This is a genomic window from Leisingera caerulea DSM 24564 (assembly GCF_000473325.1).
GTDB lineage: Bacteria > Pseudomonadota > Alphaproteobacteria > Rhodobacterales > Rhodobacteraceae > Leisingera > Leisingera caerulea.
In genome coordinates this window covers 1725777-1746305 of sequence record NZ_KI421513.1, presented here as the reverse complement: position 1 = coordinate 1746305, position 20529 = coordinate 1725777, and the positions used below count along the sequence as shown (strand labels likewise).

Below are 20529 nucleotides of genomic sequence, written 5' to 3'. Positions count from 1 at the left end.
GCGGGTTCAGGCAAGACCACGCAATATTCCGAGGCGGCCTTAAATGACCGCCCGCTGTTAACCGTAGGAGGTTTCACATGAAGTTGGCTGCGAAACTAGTCGCCACAGCTCTTTTGGGCACCATCCCGACTTTTGTCCTCGCGGACCCCAAACCTCGCAGCGCCAAGCCCGCGCCCCCGCAACTCATAGCGAGTATCTATGCTGGGAATACTGATATTTGGGCCGAAGGGTGCAATGGCGGCATCTATTACTCACCCAACCAGCAAGCTCGTGCCTGGTGCGGCGAAAACAGTGACAGCCTGGGCGCCGGGGAATGGAAAATCGACCCCCAAGGCCGTGTGTGCCATCAGCTATCCTGGTACTGGCCCGGCGATAACCGGGCAGGAAAGAGTCTTGGCGAAGAAACTTGTATTGCCCACGTTGTCGACCGCTGGGGAACAGTTTGGCGCAGCTGGCCAAATGATCCGCAGTGGTGGCCGCTGGCTGGCAAGCACTCTGGCATTAAGAAATACTCTGGAATGAAAAAAGGCTACAAGTTTCATTCCAATGTTAAGCAAGCCCGTTCACGACTGGGGTTGTAATCAGCCCCAGCTAAGTCGCCCAGCTACCGGGCGGCAGTTCATCGCCGCTCCTGCTGCCCGGGTTGGGTTTCATATTGCCTCAGCCGATAGCGAACGGCGGGCGGTCCGCCGCCAAATTCGGAATACGGGCGTTTGCGGGTATAGCCCCCCTTTCGTCGGCGCCTTGCTTCGCTTGCGACCGAGTTTCCCAAGCATGCAAGTAGATGCGCTCGTATTTCAGGCTCCGCCAGCGACGTTTCAAGAAGTTGCTGTCGAGGAACCCGCCCTTTCCGTCCATTGAAGTGCACACGCCGGATTTACGCAAGCGCCCTTTGCCGTGCTTATAGGATGCTGCGCCGTGACCCGCCGAAGGAGCCTTTCGCTGCAGTTGCGCTAGCAGAGACCTAGGCAATCTTGGCATCAAGCCGCGTTACTAGCTGAAATCAGCCTCCGGCAAACCCGGCGCGGTTCAGGGGCGCGAACGCCCCGCCGTTCCAGATTGTTGCAGCCCAGTTCAACTTGCCATTCGCGTTTGACTGAAACCCTGGTTGTCCCACGCTCCGGTTGCTGTGCTCTGTACCGCCGAGATGGAGATTTCCTGCGAGGGCTTAAAGCTCGCCGCAAGCTCCGCAAGTTCGGCGGCAGCCTGCTTCAACATCTGCCCTTGCTCGCTGGATCTCTCGACCATGCTGGCATTTTCCTGGGTAACGCGATCCAGCTCAGTCACTCCCGAATTGATCTCGCTAATGGTCGCTGCCTGGTCACGGGAGGATACCGCTATTTGAACCGCCAATTCTGACACTCTCTGAATTTTCTCGATGATCAGGGTAATTGCTTGGCCCGCTTCATCGACCAGCCCTACACCCGCTTTCACCTTTTCCGAGCTGACGTCGATCAGGTCTTTGATTTCGTTCGCCGAATTGGAAGAAGCTTGCGCCAGGGCGCGCACTTCAGAGGCGACAACAGCAAAACCTCGGCCCGCTTCACCCGCGCGGGCCGCCTCGACCCCGGCATTGAGCGCCAGCAGGTTCGTCTGGAAAGAAATGCCTTCGATCACACCGTTGATTTCGGAAATCTTGGCCGCTGAGTCGTCGATCTCGCGCATGGCTTCAACGGCCCGCTGGACTATCTCGCCGCAGCGCAAGGCTTCCGCGCGCGTGTCCGATACCGTATGCTCGACCGAGCTTGTCTGCTCGGTAGCGTCGCGCACATTGGTCGTAATCTGGTCCAGCGCTGCAGCTGTTTGTTCCAGGGTCGCCGCCTGAGTTTCAGTGCGGCGCGACAGGTCGTCGGACCCTTGGGCCATGCGATTGGTTTGCTCTTCGATTTCGGTGATGGTGTGCAGCACACGTCCAATCAGCCCGTCCAGCGACTCAGCCGTCTGGTTAAAGTCCGCACGAAGAGTGGTGTATTCGCCGCTCATCTCCTGCGTGATGCGGTGCGACAGCAATCCCTTGGCCAGATTGTTCAAACCGGCAGCCAGTTCCCGCACCACGCCCGCCTGCTCCTCCGCGGCGCGGTGCGACTGCTCTTCAAGCTCTGCGTTAGCCCGCATCGCTTCGATGAATTGGCCAACGGCGCCGGCCAGGTGCCCCAGTTCGTCGCTGCGCCCTTCCTCTGGCACCGGGCTTACAGTATCGCCCTCTCTCAAAGCGGTAATTCTACTGATGATCCGATGCAGCGGTTTGGTCACCGAGGCTGCCGAGAAGAACACGATAAGGCCGACAATCAGGCAGACCGCAAGGCTGATGACAGCCGATTGCAGATAGAGCTGCTGGATCGTCGCCTGCACCCGGCCATTGTTGAAGCCCAGAACCATTTGGGCAACCTGCCCGCCTTCGGGGTGCATAACAGGAAAGGTGATGTAGGCAAGCGCGCCCGCCTGCAGGCTCGTCGTGCCGTCGGTCGCGGCCAAAAGATCAGGCACCGCGGCAGTCCAGTCTTCCCGGCGGCTTTCATCCACGAAAATTTCGGCAAACGGGTCGCCGTCCACCAGGACCTGGGCAAACAGCGCATCCTGCATCTCCGTCACGCCTTGGACCGCTCCAAGCGCCGCGTCGCTGTTGAAATCCCAAACCGCAGCCGCCACCGGTGGTGCCATAAAAGTCTGCGCCAAGTTAACTTCGCTATCAAAGGCTTCAAGCAGCGCACTGGAGTGTTTCGACGCCCAAAACGCTGTGTATGCAGCGTTCGAAAGGACGATGCATGCGAGGATCGGCAACAGCAGCCGCTTCTTGATCGACATCGCAAAAATTTGTTTCTTCAGGCGTCTCATCCGACACTCCACTTAGTTGAAGAGCACGATCCCGTGCGGCGTCCGGCACCAGGCCATTACCGGTGCCGAACGCGAAATTCAGGCAATGACGGCCTGCTATTGCACAGCCTGCGTTTACAGGCTGTGCAAAGCCGGTTTCGCCTCTGCCTCCTGGTGCTGTGTTCTTGAATCCGGGATCAATAGGACATGTAGTTGTCCGACAGCGCGTCGCGGTATTTGTCGGCCCAACGGGTATTGATCTCAGCGATTTTGCCTTCTTCTTCGAGCTCGGCAAAACAGCGGTTGAACTCCTCGGCGATGGCTGGATCGCGGAAACTCATGCCATAGGGTGTCGGTTCGAAGATTGCACGGAATTCAATCGGCTGACTGGCATCCACCCCCGACGCGGCGCCGGCTTCCTGCAGGTGGCGGGCGAATTCGGCAAACAGCATGCCATCGCCGACGATCCCATCCACGCGCTTGCCATACAGCAGCTTGCTCTGTGTTTCCTGATCGGCCATCTCGCGGTAGGACTTGAAGCCGCCGGTCGCGTCCGAAAGCCCGGGGATGATGCTGGCGGCGCCTTCGAAGGCGACAATCTTCATACCGTTCAGATCTCCAAGCGTGCTGACCTGCGCACCCGAGGATTTGAGAAACGAGATCCCGTTCTGATAGGACACGTAGGGTTCAGTCTGCGTGCCGGCGGTTGGCATGCCGACAGGCACGGTGGCGACTGCGTCTCCTTTTCCTGACTCGAACGACTGCCAGTGGCGCGTGAACGGCTGAATGGTGAACTTGGCAGTATGGCCGCAACGTTCCAGTGTGGTTGAGATGATCTCCGCCTCCCGGCCAGAGCCATCTTTGTTGACCATTGGCGGCAGGTCCCCGACAAGGACTTCCACCTCTGCGGCGATTGCTTGTGTTGACATGAGGGCTGCAGCCGCGCAGAGAAGCGCGGCAAAACGGGTCTTCATTGTTATTCTGCTCCTGCGAGTGTTGATGCAAGCAGGGTAGATAGAGAATCTTAAGGGTTGCTTATTGCGACAGCTTTGCGCAATTTTACGTCCCGGCAACGGCTGCAAAGGATTGAAACACTCAGCACATCCGCAATTATGCCGTTTTGCAGCCTATCAGAGCCCAAGGCAGGTTGCGGCGACAGGGCCGGCTCACGCCGGATAGGGTAGCTCTCTTTGACGACAGTATGTGTGGGCGGGCTCACTTTTGCTCCATGGGGTGGCAAACCCAAATGCGCGAATTTGCTGAAGGGAAGACCGTCCCGCGGGTGCGAGTGTTTTGAGTGTGTTCACTGTCGGCGGTTACATTTATGTTTCCCGCCTGCTGGTGCGGCACATGGATGACTGATCGACCTGATATTGTCCACTGATCCGGGCCGGAACCCCTGCCAGACAAGGCGGCACAGCTCGAAGGACGGAAGCCGCCTCAACCCAGAACAAAGCCTCAAAGTAGCTGTCTCAGCTCCTCCACCGTCCCCGCTTCTGATGCCGGCTTGTCGGTCCTGATCCGGTTGATTCTTGGAAACCGCATTGCCAGGCCGCTTTTATGGCGGGTGGACTCACTCAAACCCTCAAAGGCCACCTCCAGCACCAGCTCAGGCTTGACTGCACGCACCGGCCCGAACCGGTCGATGGTGTTGCCGCGCACGAATCGGTCCAGTTCCTTCAGTTCCGCATCGGTAAAGCCAAAGTACGCCTTGCCCACGGGCACCAGCTGATCGCCCTGCCACACACCGAATGTGAAATCAGAATAATAGCCTGAGCGTTTGCCGTGTCCGCGCTGCGCGTAAAGCATGACGGCGTCCACCAGCATCGGGTCGCGCTTCCATTTGAACCAGTGCCCGCGTTTGCGGCCAGCGATATAGGCACTGTCTAGGCGCTTGATCATGACGCCCTCGACCACACTTTCGGGCGGGTTCGCGCGCAGCTCTGCCAGATCTTCCCAGCGGTTAAAGGCAAGGGGGGGCGAAAGGTCGATACGCGGATCGCTGAGGTCAGCCACGATCTCACGCAGGCCGGCCTGACGCTGATCCAGCGGCCGCCTGCGCCAGTCTTCGCCATTCAGAAACAGCAGATCGTAGACCCGAAGCGCTGCGGGATGGCTCGCCAATATGGCCTTGCCTGGCTTCTTGCGGCCCAGACGTTTTTGCAGGTCGCCAAAGGGTGCGACTTCACCGGCCCGCTTTACCAGTAACTCGCCGTCCAGCGTGCCATCGAAGTTCAGGGTGCTGATTACATCGGGGAACGATCGCGAAATATCTTCTCCCGTCCGCGAATAAAGACGCCTCGTGCCGCCATCATTCACCGCCTGAACGCGAATGCCGTCCCATTTCCATTCCGCCGTGAAATCGGCTGGTGCGAACTCTGCCAGATCCTCCAGATTGATGGCCGTCGAGAGCATCACCGGCCGAAATGGGGCGGCCGCGAGGCTTACCGGCTTCTCACCGCCTTCGAGCCAGGCAAACAGTGGCAGGTAGGGCGGGGTCAGCCCGTGCCAAAGCTCTTCGATCTCAGTGACCTCCACACCGCCAAATTGCGCCAGCGCGCTCCTGGCAAGCTGCGCCGACACACCAACCCGCAAACCTCCTGTGGCAAGCTTCAGATAGGCATAGCGCTGCGAAGGCGTCATATGCGTTAAACGGCGGGCAATCAGGGCAGGCAGCTCTGCCTTGGTGGTGACGGCCAGCTCCTCGACCGCATCGGCCAGGGGCATGTCTGTCACCGTGCCGGAATGGGGCCAGATCAAAGCTACGGTTTCTGCCAGATCGCCGACAAAATCATAAGACAAGCGGAACAGTTCGGCATCGGTTTCCTCTGCAACCAGCCCCCGCAAAAGCGATGGCGTCACATTGCGGAGCGCAAGGTCTCCGGTAATTGCTGCCAGCGCGTAGCCGCGTTCCGGATCCGGCATCGTGCGGAAAGCGGACACCAGATGAGCGATCTTGCCATTTCGCGACGGCGTAAAGGCGAGCTGCTCCAGAAGGGTGGCGAAAGACTGCATCAGTCCGCTTCCTCTTCATAACCGACCAGCCGCAGCGGGCGGGCGGCGATCTGGTTCAGTTGACACCAGCGCACCAGCGCATCCTCCCTGCCATGCGTGACCCAGACCTGTTGCGGGGCCAATTCCAGGATAGTCCGGGTCAGGTCCTGCCAATCTGCGTGATCGCTGAGGATCAGCGGAAGCTCAACACCGCGCTGGCGGGCCCGGGCGCGCACCTGCATCCAGCCGCTCGCGAAACAGATTACCGGATCAGGAAAGCGCTGCGCCCAGGTCGCAGCAAACGCCGACGGCGGGCCAAGGATGATCTGCCCTTTGAAAGCTGCCTTGCCCTCATCGGTTGTCGCAGGCCGCAGATCACCCAGATCAACGCCCTGCTCGATGTGGTAGTCGCACAGCCGCTGCAACGCTCCGTGAATATAGATTGGCTGCTCCCAGCCTGCCTGTCTCAGGAGCGCTATGATCCGCTGTGCCTTGCCCAACGCGTAGGCCCCGACGAGATGGCAGCGGTCTGGCTGCGCGGTCACTGACCGCAGCAGTTTTTCGATCTCGGAAAGGGGCGCGGGATGATTGAACACTGGCAGGCCAAAGGTTGCCTCGGTCACGAAGATATCGCAGGGAGCCAGCTGGAATGGCGCACAGGCCGGGTTGCCGGCCCGGGCATAATCGCCGGAGACGGTGATAGCTGTGCTGCCATCCTCCACTGTGATCTGACAGGACCCAAGAACGTGCCCGGCTGGCGTAAACGCCACGCGGATGCCGTCCATCTCTATTCTGTCTTCCACCGGAACGCGGGTTTCGCAAAACGCCTCGCCGTAGCGGATCGCCATGATGTCCAGCGTTTGCGGGCTTGCCCAGACAGTGCCGTGGCCTGCGCGCGCATGGTCGGCATGGCCGTGCGTAATCATTGCGCGCGGCACTGGCCGCACCGGATCAATGAAGAAATCACCTGCCGGGCAATACAGCCCCTCCGGGCGAGGGTTGAGCAACTGCTCTGGAGAGCGTGAAACTGTCAATTTGCTCTCCTCAATTACGAAGTTCTTGGGCTCATCGACAAGGAGTTAAGGTAAAAAGGGCTTCATGCAAGGGGATGCGCTTCGGGAGGTCGACAAAGGCCTGGGACCGCATCGCTTCGCTCATTGCCACGGCGAAGACCAACGGCGCCGAGCCCTTCGCCTGCCTCCAGGCCACGCTCGAAGCCATCGCTGCAGATCACCCTGCCAGTCGGCTCGACGAACTCCTCCCCTGGAACTTCCAGCCGTCAAGTTGAAAACCCGGTGCCCTCCAGACGCCGGATACATTTTGACGGTTTCCCGCCTGCAGATATCTTACGCTGATTGCAGCGGACAGCAGGCCGGATGCTCAGAGCTGCGAAATTGCATACTGCCGCCACAGCCTGATCTTCGCAGTCTTGCTGCCCACAGCTATACCGACTCAACCATTCAACGCGTGGTTTCCGGAACCCCCAATTTGCGCAAGTCATCCAACCATCGGTTGAGGTACTCTTCGCTCTCAAACGGCGCTTTCTTAGCCTCTTCGATGCTGTAGCTGGGGTTGTCTTCCAAAAATTCGTCGATCATCGATTTTGCTTCACCTTCTCGCCCCAACCGCAAGAGAATTGGCGCAAGCGTGCGTCTTAGGCGATCCGGAACCTCGTTCATCTTTTCTATCGAAGCAAGGGCGCCCGCATAATCTTCCGCAAAGTACTGTGCCCACCCCAGGTTCCACAGATACCAATCCGGATGATGGGGGTTGAGGCGAATGGCCGACCGCATCCGTTCAACGGCTTCTTCGGCGAGTCCGCTGTAGACCAGAGGGTCGGTTGAATCCACGAGGGTGCCTGCAGAATTCGGGTTCAGCGAGAGAGCCTTGTCATAGAGCGTGACAGCCCGGTCGAGATCACCGCTATACATCGTGACATAAGCCAGAACGGCGTAGCCGGCAAAATTGAGTGGTTCGAGATCAATCGCCTTTCTGGCCATTTCAAGAGCAAGACCGAGCGATTCTTCGCGTGAAAGGTCTTTGCTCCAGCCAAAGCGGTAGCCAAAGGCATGAGCCCAGGCAAGTTCGGCATATGCGCCCGCGAAGTCTGGATCGAGCGCAATCGCCTGCTCGCTCAGTTGCTGGGCTTGAATGTTGTCAGTCTTGTTGAATCTAAGCGAGTGTTCCTGAGCGCGTGTGGAGAGTTCATAGGCCCCGAGGCTTTCAGTGGGCTGATGCTTCAACCGGTCATACTCGGCGAGGTTGATGCTCGTACTCAACGTAGAAGCGACGGTGCGGGTAATTTCATCCTGAACCTGAAAAATGTCCTGCAGATTACGATCGTATTGTTCCGCCCAGAGATGCTTGCCGGTCGTGGCATCAATTAGTTGCGCATTTGCGCGCAAGCGCTCACCTGCGATCTGAACACTGCCGTCGACGATGTACCTCACGCCGAGCTCCTGCGCGATCTGCTGCGGCTCTGCGGGCATATCCTTGTACGAAAAGGTTGAATTGCGCGCGATTACAAAGAAGTCGGAGAACCGCGACAGCGCCGTCAGGATGTTCTCACTCAGACCATCACTCAGGTAATCCTGGCTCGGGTCATTGTTCAAATTTTCGAAAGCCATGACCGCGATAGACGGCTTGCCGGACGCAGGCAGATTTTTGCCGCCATTGGCGGACGATATCACGGCAGGGCTCCAAGGCTGCCACCATGCCGCCACGCCCAGGGCCAAGGCGAGCACGACGACGATGGCAACTGCGAACCTACGTTTTGCAGGCTTTGCTGCACTTCGCACAACGGGCGATACCAAGGCCGTGGCCTTTGCATCAAGCGCCAGCCTGAATACGTGCAACGGGTCCGCCATGTTCTTGACCTGATGCATGCCCGCATCTTCAAATGTGAGGTCGATTTTGTCCTTAACCTGATCGAAGACACTGCCAGACATGCAGATGCCCGCAGGATCGGCCAGGCTTTCCATCCGAGCGGCGATGTTAACGCCATCGCCTTGGATGTCGCCCTGATCAACTACGATATCGCCGACGTTGAGCCCGATTCGATATCGGACCTGAGCGTCTTCCGGCAAGTTCTTGTTCTCGATTCCGATAAAATGCTGCATTTCGACGGCACAACAAACGGCCTCGACGGCGCTGGCAAATTCAATTAGCAGCCCGTCACCCATCAGTTTTACAATGCGTCCGCCCCTAGCCGATACAATTGGCTCGAATAGACGTTCACGATGCGTTTTGACTGTCTCCAGAGTACCGGCTTCATTATCGCGGATGAGACGGCTGTAGCCAACGACATCGGCGGCAAGTATCGCGGCGAGGCGGCGTTCCACTTTCCTAGCTCCATGAGTTCAGAACAGGTTAGGCAGAATACCACAGCGAATCCAGAAGCTATGAAACCGTTGCTACGTTCCCCTGAAACTCCCGTTGACTGAACCACTGCTGACAGCCGCGACTTCGCTATCTTCCAGTTCACTGCCAGTGTAGTGAAGGTCAGCTATCGCAGATTCGCACCACAAGTTGTGCTTCCGCTTCGGGCTGTGGGCGGACATTGCGAACACTAGTAAGGCCAAAGTCCGCTGCGTCCGGCTGTGTGTTAGTTCGTGAACTGCGGGGCGAGGGACAGCTAAAGATCTCCCCGGCTGCTTCCCCCTAACCTTCCGGGCTAAGTTAAAATGTGATCGCGGACGAGACCGCGATCGCTTGCACAGAAGTCAGCCGCGCCTCCGCTCCGCTCTAGCGCGCCTGGCATCTTCCGTTTGATTGGTCCGCCTGCCATCCGGCCGGCAATCTGAACACGGGTTCTGATGCCGCTGCGCGTCAGCCTCCACGGAGAAATCCGGTTCCTCCCGCGCCAGGCGCGGGCCCCTCCCAATTTCACCGCTCCGGCCCCGTGTGTCAGATCACCGTCCGGCCGCAGTCCGGGCTGCGCCCACCCTGCTTTGCCCTCCGGAAGACACGAGGTCTTCCGAAGTGAAAATCAGGGAAGGCTTCGCCACTGGCGGAACAGGAGGCGCGATCGGGGATGTTGGAGACACGAAAAAGGAAAGGTTTTGCCTTTTTGGGGAGCTTGGTTGCTTGATTTTAAAGCGAAATATTTTCAGCCGACTCAGCAAAGTTACCTTTTGCGACTCCTAGGTTTTCCACTGGCTGAAGCAGACATTCGTGCCGCGCGCGGCGAAATGGGGCTTCGAGCCCAGTTTGACAGATGCTGCAATGTGCATGGATGTCTGGTGAAAAATTTTGCACGGATGGTGTTCATTGAGCGTTTGCATGGTTGGATCTTAGGCAGTCCTGGATTTTTTCATTGGCGGGTATTGTCCCACTGAAAACCAGCAATAGAAAGTCTAGCGACTCCGGCGAAATCGGGGGTAACAAAGTCCCACGCGGTACAAGCGAAAGGCTTCAATCATTGATTTCTCTAGCCATAAAAAAGCCCCCAGACTTGGGGGCGAGAGTAAAAGGAGGAGCGATTATCAGGGATGCATTATTGTGGACTTACAACCAAATTGCCGGACTTCATGGCGTCGATCAGTTTGTTGACTTCATCCACAACGTCCACCGGGATATCTGGGTGGAACGACCCGATCCGCATGGCCAGTTCATTGCCCATATCCGCCCGGTAGAGTGCACCTTCCAATTTTCCAGCAGCTGCCAGTTCCAGGTAGGACCGCATGTTGCCTCGGACATCCAGAATAGCGGACTGCAGGATTTCCGGCCATTCGTTGATCGCATCACGATAGATACCGATGCCATAGACGCCTTTTTCCTGAACGGCTTGCATCGAGCCCAGCGTCGCACTGTCCATTGTCGGCCAGACGACATCAGCGCCTTGGGAAATTTGGTTCAAGGCAGCTTCTTTGCCCTTGGCGATGTCATCCCAGTCGCCGGTCCAGGTAACCAGAACTCTGACGTCCGGATTGGCCGCTTTGGCGCCCGCTTCGTAGCCAGCAACCGTGTCGGTCGTGAACTTGAACTGCTGCGCCGCGATGATGCCGATGGTGCCTGTGTCTGACATGGAGCCAGCAACGTAGCCCATCAGATAAGCGATTTGGCTGAAATAGAAATCCGCGTTGGCAATGTTGTCTTTGGTGCCCAGTCCGTTGTTCACAATGAACATGGTTTCCGGGAAGCGGGCTGCGACACGTTCCACTGCGTCCTGGAATTCTCCGCCGTGACCGATCACGAGGTCATATCCCCGGCGTGCGTAGTCACTCAGGACTTCGATTTGTTCCGGCTGATGCACGCTTTCAGAAAAGGCGGCTTCAAAGCCGAGCGCTTCACCTGCCTTGGTGAGACCTTCGAATCCGGCTTGGTTCCAGCCATTATCAGAAATCGATCCGGGCATAACGATCGCGGCGCGTTCGATCCCGTCAGCGGCCGCAGGCCCGGCCAACATCAGTGCCGCAAGCCCCGCCAATAGTTTGGAAATCAATTGCATTGTTGTTCTCCCATATTGGATATGTGTTGTCAGGGTGACGGGAGGATCGCGGCGTGAAAAACGATGGTTTCTCACGTCACGGCTGAGATTTATCGATGCTCCCGGTCGTAGGGCAGTCCGACGCATGCAGGTGCGCTGGCCTTGGCGCCGAGGACCACGAGTGCGATGAGCGATGCGAGGTAAGGCAAGATCAGGAAGAGCTGATAGGGAATCTCTGGCGAGGTGAATTGCAGTTTGAACTGCACCGCATCACAGAAGCCGAAGAAAAGCGCCGCGCAGATCGCGCCAATGGGCGACCAACGTCCCAAGATGATTGCCGCAAGCGCTATGAAGCCTTTACCCGCGCTCATGCCTTCCGCAAACACATAGACTTGCGACAAGACCAGATGCACCCCGGCCAGCGCCGCGAGGGCTCCGCTGACTGCAATTGCGAGATATTGCATGCGAAAGACAGGAACTCCGGCCAAGTCCGCAGCCTTCGGGTTTTCGCCAACGGCGCGCAGGTCCAGACCCTTGTGGGATTTCATCAGCCAGAACCAGGCTGCTATTGCCAATCCGATCAAAAGGTAGAACAGCGGATCCTGGGAAAACAGGGACGGGCCAACGACGGGAAGATCTGACAAGAAGGGAATATCGGTCTGCGAGAACCCGTTTACCCGCGCCCCTCCGGCCTGAGCCCCGAATATCTGCCGAGACAGAAAAGCTGTGAGACCGGCCAGCAGCAGGTTGAGCGCGATACCGCCAACCAGCTGGTTGATGCGCAGCCGAATCGACATATACCCAAGCAGCAGGCCTGAGATCAGGCCGCAAATGATCCCGCATCCGAGCCCGATCATGGCGGAGCCGGTTGCGAAAGATCCAGCTGCAGCGCCAAGCGCTCCGGCAAGGATCTGACCTTCGAGGCCGATGTTGTACAGCCCGCCACGTTCCGCGATCACCCCGCCAAGGGCAGCAAAAGCAATTGGCGTACCCAATCGGGCGGTTCCGGCAAGGACGTCGCCCAGCAAAACAAGATCAATCATAGTCTATGCCTCTTTCTTTTCGCGTTGTGTTTGGCGGCGCAGCCGCAGGTTTCTTGCCAAGGGTTTCAGAATGGATGCTGACCTGGTTCGCGGTGTCACGAGGGCGGCGGCGACAAGAACCACGACGAGCCCCTCGACCACGTCGATGACGGAACTGTCGACCCCGACGGCCCGTTGCATCGTTCCCGCGCCGGCAGACAGCCCGGCAAGGAACAGCGCGGTCAAAGGCGCGACAATTGGGTTAAGAGCCGCAAGGAAGGCTACGACAATTCCGTCATAGCCGTAGCCATCGCTAAACAGGTGGAACAGGCGGTACTTCAACCCGATCACCTCGATTGCGCCGGCCATGCCTGCAAGGCTGCCGCCAATCAACATGGCGCGGATGACGGTCATTTTCTGGTCCACACCGGCATAGGCCGCAGCGCGCGCATTGCGCCCCACAAGGTCCAGCTGGAAACCCGATGGCGTGAAGCGCAGCCAGAAATACAAGATGACCGTCATGGCCAGCCCGAATACAAAGCCCACATGGGTATCAGATCGCGGCATCAGAATAGGCAAGCGATAGGCTTCTGAGACTTCCTCCGAGTAAGGATATGGCGCGCCTTCGGCCAATAGCGGCCCGGCCACGGCGTAGCTGACGATGTGGATCGCAATGAAGTTCATCAGCAGCGTGACAATGACCTCATTCGTGCCCCGATAGGCTTTGAGATAAGCAGGAATTGCCGCCCAGAACGCCCCGCCGATGGCGGCGGCGACAAATATCAGCGGCACGCCCAATAGACCGGGCAGATCGGGGATCGCCAAAGCAAAGACGGCGCCGAACAACCCGCCAATATAGATCTGTCCCTCGCCACCGATGTTGAACACACCGGCGCGCATCGGAATGATCACGGCCAGCCCCGCCAGAAGCATCGGCGAGGCTTTGACCAAAGTATTGGAGAAACCCCAGTAATTTAGGAAGGATTCCAGAAACAGAACCTTATAGGCCTCAAACGGGTTATACCCGTCCAGCAGGATCAGCACCCCGCCAACACTCAGCGCTAAAAGCAAAGCAATCGCAATCCGGCGTTGCATGGTGAATCTGTTCATTGTACCTCCTCCGGCGCTGCGGTCATCAAGAGCCCGATATCTTGAAGGGTTGTGTTTTCTGGATCGACAACACCCGTGATCCGGCCAAAGGCCATCACTGCGACGCGGTCAGAGATGTCGAGCACATGTTCAAGTTCAGTGGAGATATAGAGAACCCCCACGCCTGTTTGGGCGACGGCACGGATCTGGTTCTGAACAAATTCCGTTGCGCCGACATCAAGCCCTTTAGTCGGCTGTACGACGACCAAGAGATTGCGCGCCCGGGCCACTTCACGGGCCAGAACGATTTTTTGTTGATTGCCACCGGATAAGGCCGAGGCGTTCAATTTCGGGTCAGGGGGCCTGATGTCAAAGGCCGCGACCACGTCGCTTGCGATCTCGTGCATTGCGCGCCGGGAAATCAGACCGCCAGACATGAACCTGTCTTCGCCAATGGATCGAAAGGCCATATTTTCTTCGACACTGAGCGACAGGACCAAGCCCTCGGCATGGCGGTCCTCGGGCACGAAGCCTATGCCATCTGCAATGCGCGAAGCGATGGAGGCGCTTGATATCTCCGTGCCATTAAGGTGGATGGCGCCGCTGGTTTGCCTTTTGAGGCCGGTGATCACCTCGCTCAACTCCGTCTGGCCATTGCCATCGATCCCGGCGATTCCAAGGATTTCGCCAGCCTTCACGGAGAGGGTCACATCTTGCAGGATTTCCGCGCCGCCTGGGTCGGTCAGGCAGACATCAGAGACAACCAGAGCGTCCGGTGCTGAGCTGGCGTCGTTGCGCGCCTGTTTGGCCTTGGGCGTCTCTACCGTTTCGCCGGTCGACTTTTCTCCCATCATAAGCGCTGACATATGGGCCATGGGCGTGGTCGCAACCGGAAGAACTCCCTCGACACGCCCATGGCGCATTATCATGACGCGATCGGCAATTTCGCGGATTTCATCGAGCTTGTGGCTGATGAAAAAGACAAGGCAGCCGTTGGCGACCAGCTTGCGCACCCCTTTGAGAAACGGCGCGACTTCGGTCGGGGCAAGAACGCTGGTGGGTTCATCCAGGATCAGGATCGATACATCGCGAAACAGCGCCTTAAGGATTTCCACCCTTTGCTTCATGCCCACAGGCATTTCCGTCACGCGGATGTCGAAATCGACGTTAAAGTCAAAGTCGCTGCAAAGCTGCCGAATGCGCGCCCGCGCTTCGGCACCCCTCTTTGTGCTGGGCAAGCCGATCAGAATGTTCTCTTCGGCGGTCATCGCGCCGACCAGGCTGAAATGCTGGTGGATCATGCCGATCCCATGCTCAATAGCTCTTGCTGGGCTGGTCACCGAAACAGGTGTTCCGCCCAGTTTGATTTCGCCGCTATCGGGCTGATACAGACCGATCAGAACGCTTGCGAACGTGGTTTTCCCCGCTCCGTTCTCGCCCAAAATCGCAATGCACTCGCCCTTCGAGGCCAGCAGATTGACGTTGTGCAATGCACGAACGGCGCCAAACGACTTGTCGATGCCGGTGACTTTCAAAAATGGATCCAAGGCAACCTCCCAACTTTCACGCAAATTCAAGAGAGAATGCCCTATCTTCTCAAATTAGATGTTTTCACCTCACAGCTGAGAATTTCGCCAACATGTGAACTGGCAATCGGGTTAGAGTAGAGCGACGAAATAGCATCGCATCAGGAGAGCAAAGCCGCGCGTCATGGCGAAGATTCCGTCGTTGAAAAGCATTCAGGCCTTCGAAGCGGCCTGCCGGCATCTGAGTTTCAAGGATGCCGCCGATGAACTATGCGTTACTCCGACTGCCATTTCCCATCAGATCAAATCGCTGGAGGATCAACTTGGGGTGCCCCTGTTCCACCGGCTGACCCGCGCCTTGAAACTGACGGAGGATGGGGCCAATTACGCGCCCCACATCATTGAGGCCTTCAAGAACATCGAAGCCGCCTCTCTCGCGCTGGAGGAAGACGACCTTGCGGGCACATTGACAATCTCAACAACCGGGTCCTTTGCGGCTAATTGGCTTAGTCCGCGGCTGCGAGGGTTTTACGAGAAATACCCAGAGATTTCGGTAAGGGTTCTGTCAAGCGATCAGCTGGTGGATTTCAAATCCAGCGATGTGGATGTGGCCATTCGGTATGGCTTCGGCGATTATCCTGACAGCAATGTGGCTTGGGTCTTGAATGACTGGGTGGCCCCTGTCTGCAGCGTGGAAAAGGCGAAGTCACTGAGTTCCCCCGAAGATCTTCTGAAGTCTCGTCTGATCGAATACCAATGGAGCGGGTTTTCCGATGCGGATCCGAGTTGGGAGCGCTGGATGGACGCGGCTGGCTTGCATACTGGTGATGTCGAGCCCTATGTCACCTATTCCGAGGAACACATCTGCTTGCTGACGGCAAGCGATGGTCATGGTGTGGCCCTGGTCAGCCTTTTGGCCGCCGCGCGTTTTCTGGAACGCAATATGCTGGTCGCTCCCTTTGACACGGCATTGAAGAACAAGAGCTATTTTCTCGTCTGCCCGGAAACTTACGCCAATCGTGCACGCGTTCGTGTGTTCCGGGAATGGCTATTGGACCAAGCAGATGAGTTTCGCGACAGCGCCGTAGGTCAAAGGTTTTTTGAAGATTAGCGCGTCCGCAACGATCTAATCCGTCGCTTGAATTTTTGTCATTTCTAAATTGCCGGGAAGCATGCGTTTCTGAACCCCTAATCAGGAGTTCTTGCGCATGCAAAGTTTTGACCCTTCCCAACCCGATGGTTTCAATCAAACACTGAACAGCACGGTCTCTGCCGACGGCATCCCGGTCATTGCAGAACGGTATACAGTGCCAGCACGTTGCGGTGTCGCGGTGCGTTTGACAGCCGGGCAGACTTTGACCATCACCAATCCGACCGGCTGGCAAGTCTGCGATTTCTGGGCGTTCAATGCGGCAGAGCTGCATGAATATATGTCAATGCCGCATGTGCACACGGATCTTCTGTCTGTTTTCCCAAAGGTCGGTGACAGGTTGGTCAGCAATCTGCGCAATCCTCTTTTGACGCTGACCCAAGACACCTCGCCGGGTGTTCATGACACAACGATCGCCGCTTGCGATGCCAACCGGTACAAGCAATTGGGCGTCACTGATTACCACGACAATTGCGCCGACAACTTGAGGCAGGCCTTGCTTGCTATCGGGAAAAAAGCACCGCATGTGCCAGCGCCCTTCAATCTGTGGATGCACGTCCCAGTTCACCCTGATGGCAGCCTTGCCTGGGCTGCGCCAGTGTCAAAGCCGGGGGACAGCATGACCTTCAAAGCTGAGATGCCAGTCTACGCCGTGATGTCGGCCTGCCCGCAGGATGTCACCCCAGTCAACGGGGACGAAGGCAAGCCGAGCGCGCTGGAATTTGTTGTTCATGACGGCTGATGGCGGCGACATATTTTCCGCCCGCTGGATCATCGAAGATGCCTTTAACAGTCACAACGACTACGCGCTTTATGTTCTAGACGGCAGAATAGCTGGCTTGGCGCCTCTGGCCGAATTAAAGTCACGTTATCCCAGCGCAAGGGTGCATTCGGACACAAACACTGCGATCCTGCCCGGGTTTGTGAATGCGCATCACCATTGCTATGGGGTGAACCTGATCAACCAAGGGATACGGGATGACCTGTTAGAGCCTTGGATTTTCGCCTCCGCTGGCGCAGCTGACGTTGCGCCGCGCCTCGCCACCGAATACGCGGCAATGCGCTTGCTGAAGAATGGGGTAACGGCTGTTGTGGATGCCTGCACCGCGGGTCACACAGCGACCTTTGCCGAAGCGAAGATAAGGGACAAAATCGCCGTATATAATGGGCTTGGCCTGTCCTGTGCCATCGCGCCGGGCGAGAGATGGCACAACCAGCTTGTGCATCCATACGGGCAAAGCCAGTCGTTTCTGACCACCTTGCCCGAGGTTCTGCGATGCAAACTGCAGCGCCAGCACGTTGCGCGCGCACGTATCGAACCGCAAAGCTTTGTGCGGCTTCTGTCCCGGATGCATGGCGAATACGCGGCTTCTGAATGCTCTGATGTTTGGTTTGGCCCCACGGCACCGCATTGGACGGGCCAAGAGACCCTGCGCGACATCGCCAAGGAGGTTCGCGAAAGCGGCCAGCGCATTCACACCCATGCCGAGGAGTCTCGGCTGCAGCACCTGTCGGCTACAGCCTGGAGTTTTCAAGGTGCCATCGCAGAATTGGGTAAAGCTGGCCTGCTCTCTGACGGCTTATCCTTGGCGCATATGGTCTGGGCGGACGAAAAAGATCTGGCGCAAGTGGCCGAGGCGCGCGCGCATATCGTGTGCAATCCCAGTTCCAACTTGCGGCTGCGGTCCGGCATTGCACCCGCGCCATTGATGAAGCGGATGGGCATTAACCTCGCACTGGGGATGGATGGGACCAGCCTGGCAGGTGATGACGATATGTTCGCCGAAATGCGTTTGGCGCAAAGCCTTTATTGGTCAAGTGATCGGGCAAACCTAAGCCTGACCGCGAAGGATGTTTTCGACATGGCCACTATGGGTGGCGCGCGTTTGATGGGTATGGATCACAGCATCGGAAGCCTGTCCGCCGGCAAACGCGCCGACTTTGTAATCCTCCGCCTGGACCGTCTTGAAGGGCCCTGGTTGGCCCCCGGCATTGATCCGGTTGAGCTGTTGGTCAGCTCGGCAAAATCCACGGATATCCAGAGTGTCTTCACCGGCGGACAACTGGCCGTTTCGCACGGCGAAGCCAAAAAGTGCGACGAAACGAAAATTCTTCAAAACATCACCGACGGCATGCAGCGCGCCGCGGATCAAAGGCTGAGCGCCAGTGAATATGCCGCCGTAAAATCCGCATTGCAGCGCTGGTATGACGATTGGTTGACGAAAAACGCCCCGCAAAAGTGACAGAGGAGCAAGACCATGCAGAAGAAAATTATCTGGCCGAACGGCGCGCGATGCGCCTGTGCAATCACCTTTGATATCGATGCGGACAGCCTGATCCATATCGCAAAGCCGGTCGACGGGCATGATCGCCTCTATCCGATCTCCATGGGACGCTACGGGCCGACGGTTGCCATCCCTCGGATTCTGGAAACCTACAAACGTCTTGGGCTGAAACAGTCCTTCTTCGCCCCCGGATGGGTCGTGGAGCAATATCCAGATGCTATGCAAGCCATCCTGAAAGATGGTCATGAAATCGGCCATCATGGCTATTTGCACGAAGACCCGACAAACCATAGCGCGTCTGAACAAGCCTATTGGTTTGAACGCGCGCTGGAGTCGCATAAGCGGGTTCTGGGCAATGTGCCAAAAGGCTATCGCGCGCCGGTTTACAATGTGACGCAAGCCGTCATCGACTTGCTGAACAAGCATGAATTCGACTATGATAGTTCGCTGATGGCGGATGATGTGCCATATCTCATGCGATCCGGCGGGCGGACTTTGGTCGAACTTCCGTCGCATTGGGGGACCGACGACTGGCCGCAATTCGCCCATTTTGAGGAGATTGGCTACATGATGCCCGTCGCCGGGCCACGCGCCGGTCTGACCCCATTTTGGGAGGAATTCGAAGCCCAATACGAAGAAGGCGGCTTCTGGATTGGCATCTGGCATCCCTTCCTGACCGGGCGTTTGGCGCGGTGGCGGCAGGTGGAAGACTGGATGGAAACTATCTTGAAGAGGGGTGACGTCTGGTTCGCCACTCTCGGAGAGATCGCGCAACACGTGCGCACGCAATATGAGGCTGACCGGCAAAGCGTACGGGTTGAAGAGCTGCCCTATTATCAGGCTCCGGTCCTGACGGCATGAATATCCTTCAACGGGCGCGCGACTTCCTGGCTTCGCTCGACGCGCAGCGCGAGGTATTCCTTGGCGTTGCGCCAGATAGACTGTTGCAGGATGCCCGATCCTCCGCCGCGCGGCAGGCCGCAGGGAAGATGCTTGGGCCGTTGGACGGCCAGTTTCTTGCGGTGAAGGCCAATATCGACGTGCAAGCGCTCCGAAGCAATGCGGGATCTTTGGCCATCGACCCTCAGCCAGCAGACAAAGACGCCCCGGTCGTGGCCAGGCTCCGGTCTGCGGGCGCGATCATTCTGGGCCATGTGAACATGTCGGAATTCGCCTTCTCCGGGCTCGGAGTTAATCCGCATTTCGGCACCCCTCTGAATGCGTTGGATAGCACAATGGTGCCTGGAGGGTCCTCAAGCGGATCGGCGTCAGCCGTTGCCTTGGGCTTGGCCGACATCGCCTTGGGCACAGATACCTCCGGCTCCGTGCGCATTCCGGCCGCCTGTCAGGGCCTGGTGGGGTTTCGCCCAACTATGGACCGCTATGAACGCGCCGGGGTTTTACCTCTGGCGCCTTCTCTGGATACGCCAGGCTCACTCGCTTTAAACGTCAGTCAGATTTGCGCTGTGGATCGCGTTTTGTCGGATTGCAAAGAAACCGGGCACGCCTGTCGTGAAATTCTGTGCCTGAGGGAAGATGCTCTAGCGGGATTTACCCCGAAAATCAAGACAATGTACGAACAGGTCCTGCAGCATTTGTCCGATCATGGCATCGAATTGGAAAGGGTTGAAATCCGAAGTTTCACTTGTATCACGGAGATTTTCCAAACCTATGGAACGCTGGTGAGTGCCGAAGCCTTTCGTCTTCTGCCAGGTTTGGTCGGAGACCAGCAGGCCAGACTGGACCCAAATGTGCAGGATCGCCTTGCTCAGGCGGCTTCAATCCTTGGCACAGATCTGCAGGCATTGCTGGAAATCCGGCGGGCCCTCATCCCGGACTTTGGCAGGGAACTGGCAGGGAAGATGCTGCTTTACCCGACATTGCCGTCGTACCCGCCGTCTGTTCAGGCTGTGACCCGCGATAAAGGGGTCTTTGCACGGGAAAACGCCCTTATCCTGTCGGTATCGATGAAAGCCGCTTTCCTCAATGCCCCAACAATTTCCATTCCATTTGGAGACCGAAGACCGGGGATCAGCCTATCCTTGAGCGGCGGCGCAAACAGGGATGCGGATGTACTCGCGACGGCGTCTCATCTGGAGAAGATTTTTTCAGCGATTAGAGATGGGTGAGGTCAGTTCACTCTATTCAGAATTCTCTTCATTTGTACCCGCGCGTCATTGGCTTCACCTTTGATTGGTTCATTGCAAACTGACTAGGTGAC

The 20529-nt window shown here is 57.6% G+C and carries 16 protein-coding genes; 7 read left to right on the top strand and 9 right to left on the bottom strand.

Annotated elements, in window-relative coordinates; genetic code table 11:
* The first annotated feature begins 77 nt into the window (after positions 1-77).
* Positions 78-581 (top strand): DUF995 domain-containing protein, encoded by a 504-nt coding sequence (locus tag CAER_RS29260; RefSeq protein ID WP_084299558.1) that lies wholly within the window; start codon positions 78-80, stop codon positions 579-581.
* Positions 582-1074: 493 nt separating this feature from the next.
* Here CAER_RS29260 and CAER_RS28050 read toward each other — a convergent pair whose 3' ends face one another.
* The 4 genes from CAER_RS28050 to CAER_RS0115730 form a co-directional block, all read right to left on the bottom strand.
* Positions 1075-2835, bottom strand: coding sequence for a methyl-accepting chemotaxis protein (locus tag CAER_RS28050; protein ID WP_084299556.1), 1761 nt, complete (start codon positions 2833-2835; stop codon positions 1075-1077).
* Positions 2836-3011: 176 nt separating this feature from the next.
* On the bottom strand, positions 3012-3788 hold the full coding sequence (locus tag CAER_RS0115740; protein ID WP_027236267.1) for a transporter substrate-binding domain-containing protein: 777 nt from the start codon (positions 3786-3788) through the stop codon (positions 3012-3014).
* A 484-nt stretch (positions 3789-4272) separates the two neighbouring features.
* A complete protein-coding gene (locus CAER_RS0115735) occupies positions 4273-5829 on the bottom strand; it encodes a cisplatin damage response ATP-dependent DNA ligase (protein WP_027236266.1) in 1557 nt (518 codons plus the stop codon).
* Positions 5829-6842: a ligase-associated DNA damage response exonuclease gene (locus CAER_RS0115730; protein ID WP_027236265.1), complete on the bottom strand. Its 1014-nt coding sequence runs from the start codon at positions 6840-6842 to the stop codon at positions 5829-5831. The genes CAER_RS0115735 and CAER_RS0115730 overlap by 1 nt, the downstream gene beginning before the upstream one ends.
* Positions 6843-6916: 74 nt before the next feature.
* Here CAER_RS0115730 and CAER_RS0115725 point away from each other — a divergent pair, with 74 nt between their 5' ends.
* Positions 6917-7096 carry a transposase domain-containing protein gene (locus CAER_RS0115725; protein WP_027236264.1) on the top strand — a complete coding sequence of 60 codons (180 nt, stop codon included), beginning with the start codon at positions 6917-6919 and terminating at the stop codon, positions 7094-7096.
* A 172-nt stretch (positions 7097-7268) separates the two neighbouring features.
* Here CAER_RS0115725 and CAER_RS28045 read toward each other — a convergent pair whose 3' ends face one another.
* The 5 genes from CAER_RS28045 to CAER_RS0115690 all read right to left on the bottom strand — a co-directional run bounded on the left by CAER_RS28045 (position 7269) and on the right by CAER_RS0115690 (position 14924).
* A complete protein-coding gene (locus tag CAER_RS28045) occupies positions 7269-9149 on the bottom strand; it encodes an adenylate/guanylate cyclase domain-containing protein (RefSeq protein WP_084299554.1) in 1881 nt (626 codons plus the stop codon).
* A gap of 1154 nt (positions 9150-10303) precedes the next feature.
* Positions 10304-11257 carry a BMP family protein gene (locus CAER_RS28040; RefSeq protein ID WP_051357786.1) on the bottom strand — a complete coding sequence of 318 codons (954 nt, stop codon included), beginning with the start codon at positions 11255-11257 and terminating at the stop codon, positions 10304-10306.
* Between the two features lie 89 nt (positions 11258-11346).
* The gene (locus CAER_RS0115700) at positions 11347-12279 is read right to left on the bottom strand and encodes an ABC transporter permease (RefSeq protein WP_027236262.1); all 933 of its coding nucleotides are present in this window, start codon (positions 12277-12279) and stop codon (positions 11347-11349) included.
* 3 nt (positions 12280-12282) lie between these two features.
* Positions 12283-13368 (bottom strand): ABC transporter permease, encoded by a 1086-nt coding sequence (locus CAER_RS0115695; RefSeq protein WP_027236261.1) that lies wholly within the window; start codon positions 13366-13368, stop codon positions 12283-12285.
* The gene (locus tag CAER_RS0115690) at positions 13365-14924 is read right to left on the bottom strand and encodes an ABC transporter ATP-binding protein (RefSeq protein WP_051357785.1); all 1560 of its coding nucleotides are present in this window, start codon (positions 14922-14924) and stop codon (positions 13365-13367) included. Before CAER_RS0115690 ends, CAER_RS0115695 begins: the two co-directional genes overlap by 4 nt.
* Before the next feature lie 133 nt (positions 14925-15057).
* Between CAER_RS0115690 and gcvA the strand changes: the two genes are divergently transcribed.
* The 5 genes from gcvA to CAER_RS0115665 all read left to right on the top strand — a co-directional run bounded on the left by gcvA (position 15058) and on the right by CAER_RS0115665 (position 20437).
* Positions 15058-15984 carry a transcriptional regulator GcvA gene (gene gcvA, locus CAER_RS0115685; RefSeq protein ID WP_027236259.1) on the top strand — a complete coding sequence of 309 codons (927 nt, stop codon included), beginning with the start codon at positions 15058-15060 and terminating at the stop codon, positions 15982-15984.
* A gap of 97 nt (positions 15985-16081) precedes the next feature.
* Positions 16082-16765: a DUF1989 domain-containing protein gene (locus tag CAER_RS0115680; RefSeq protein ID WP_036797344.1), complete on the top strand. Its 684-nt coding sequence runs from the start codon at positions 16082-16084 to the stop codon at positions 16763-16765.
* Positions 16755-18266: an amidohydrolase family protein gene (locus CAER_RS0115675; protein ID WP_027236257.1), complete on the top strand. Its 1512-nt coding sequence runs from the start codon at positions 16755-16757 to the stop codon at positions 18264-18266. Before CAER_RS0115680 ends, CAER_RS0115675 begins: the two co-directional genes overlap by 11 nt.
* Positions 18267-18281: 15 nt before the next feature.
* Positions 18282-19169 (top strand): polysaccharide deacetylase family protein, encoded by an 888-nt coding sequence (locus CAER_RS0115670; protein ID WP_027236256.1) that lies wholly within the window; start codon positions 18282-18284, stop codon positions 19167-19169.
* Complete coding sequence (locus CAER_RS0115665; protein WP_027236255.1) at positions 19166-20437, top strand: amidase family protein; 1272 nt, start codon at positions 19166-19168, stop codon at positions 20435-20437. Before CAER_RS0115670 ends, CAER_RS0115665 begins: the two co-directional genes overlap by 4 nt.
* Positions 20438-20529 lie beyond the last annotated feature (92 nt).

Bases quoted from the DNA above. Each gene is read 5' to 3' on its own strand.
- CAER_RS0115695 (WP_027236261.1), bottom strand. From the start codon at position 13,368: ATGAACAGATTCACCATGCAACGCCGGATTGCGATTGCTTTGCTTTTA.
- CAER_RS28050 (WP_084299556.1), bottom strand. From the start codon at position 2,835: ATGAGACGCCTGAAGAAACAAATTTTTGCGATGTCGATCAAGAAGCGG.
- CAER_RS29260 (WP_084299558.1), top strand. From the start codon at position 78: ATGAAGTTGGCTGCGAAACTAGTCGCCACAGCTCTTTTGGGCACCATC.
- CAER_RS28040 (WP_051357786.1), bottom strand. From the start codon at position 11,257: ATGCAATTGATTTCCAAACTATTGGCGGGGCTTGCGGCACTGATGTTG.
- CAER_RS0115735 (WP_027236266.1), bottom strand. From the start codon at position 5,829: ATGCAGTCTTTCGCCACCCTTCTGGAGCAGCTCGCCTTTACGCCGTCG.
- CAER_RS0115725 (WP_027236264.1), top strand. From the start codon at position 6,917: ATGCGCTTCGGGAGGTCGACAAAGGCCTGGGACCGCATCGCTTCGCTC.
- gcvA (WP_027236259.1), top strand. From the start codon at position 15,058: ATGGCGAAGATTCCGTCGTTGAAAAGCATTCAGGCCTTCGAAGCGGCC.
- CAER_RS0115675 (WP_027236257.1), top strand. From the start codon at position 16,755: ATGACGGCTGATGGCGGCGACATATTTTCCGCCCGCTGGATCATCGAA.
- CAER_RS0115670 (WP_027236256.1), top strand. From the start codon at position 18,282: ATGCAGAAGAAAATTATCTGGCCGAACGGCGCGCGATGCGCCTGTGCA.
- CAER_RS0115665 (WP_027236255.1), top strand. From the start codon at position 19,166: ATGAATATCCTTCAACGGGCGCGCGACTTCCTGGCTTCGCTCGACGCG.
- CAER_RS0115680 (WP_036797344.1), top strand. From the start codon at position 16,082: ATGCAAAGTTTTGACCCTTCCCAACCCGATGGTTTCAATCAAACACTG.
- CAER_RS0115700 (WP_027236262.1), bottom strand. From the start codon at position 12,279: ATGATTGATCTTGTTTTGCTGGGCGACGTCCTTGCCGGAACCGCCCGA.
- CAER_RS0115740 (WP_027236267.1), bottom strand. From the start codon at position 3,788: ATGAAGACCCGTTTTGCCGCGCTTCTCTGCGCGGCTGCAGCCCTCATG.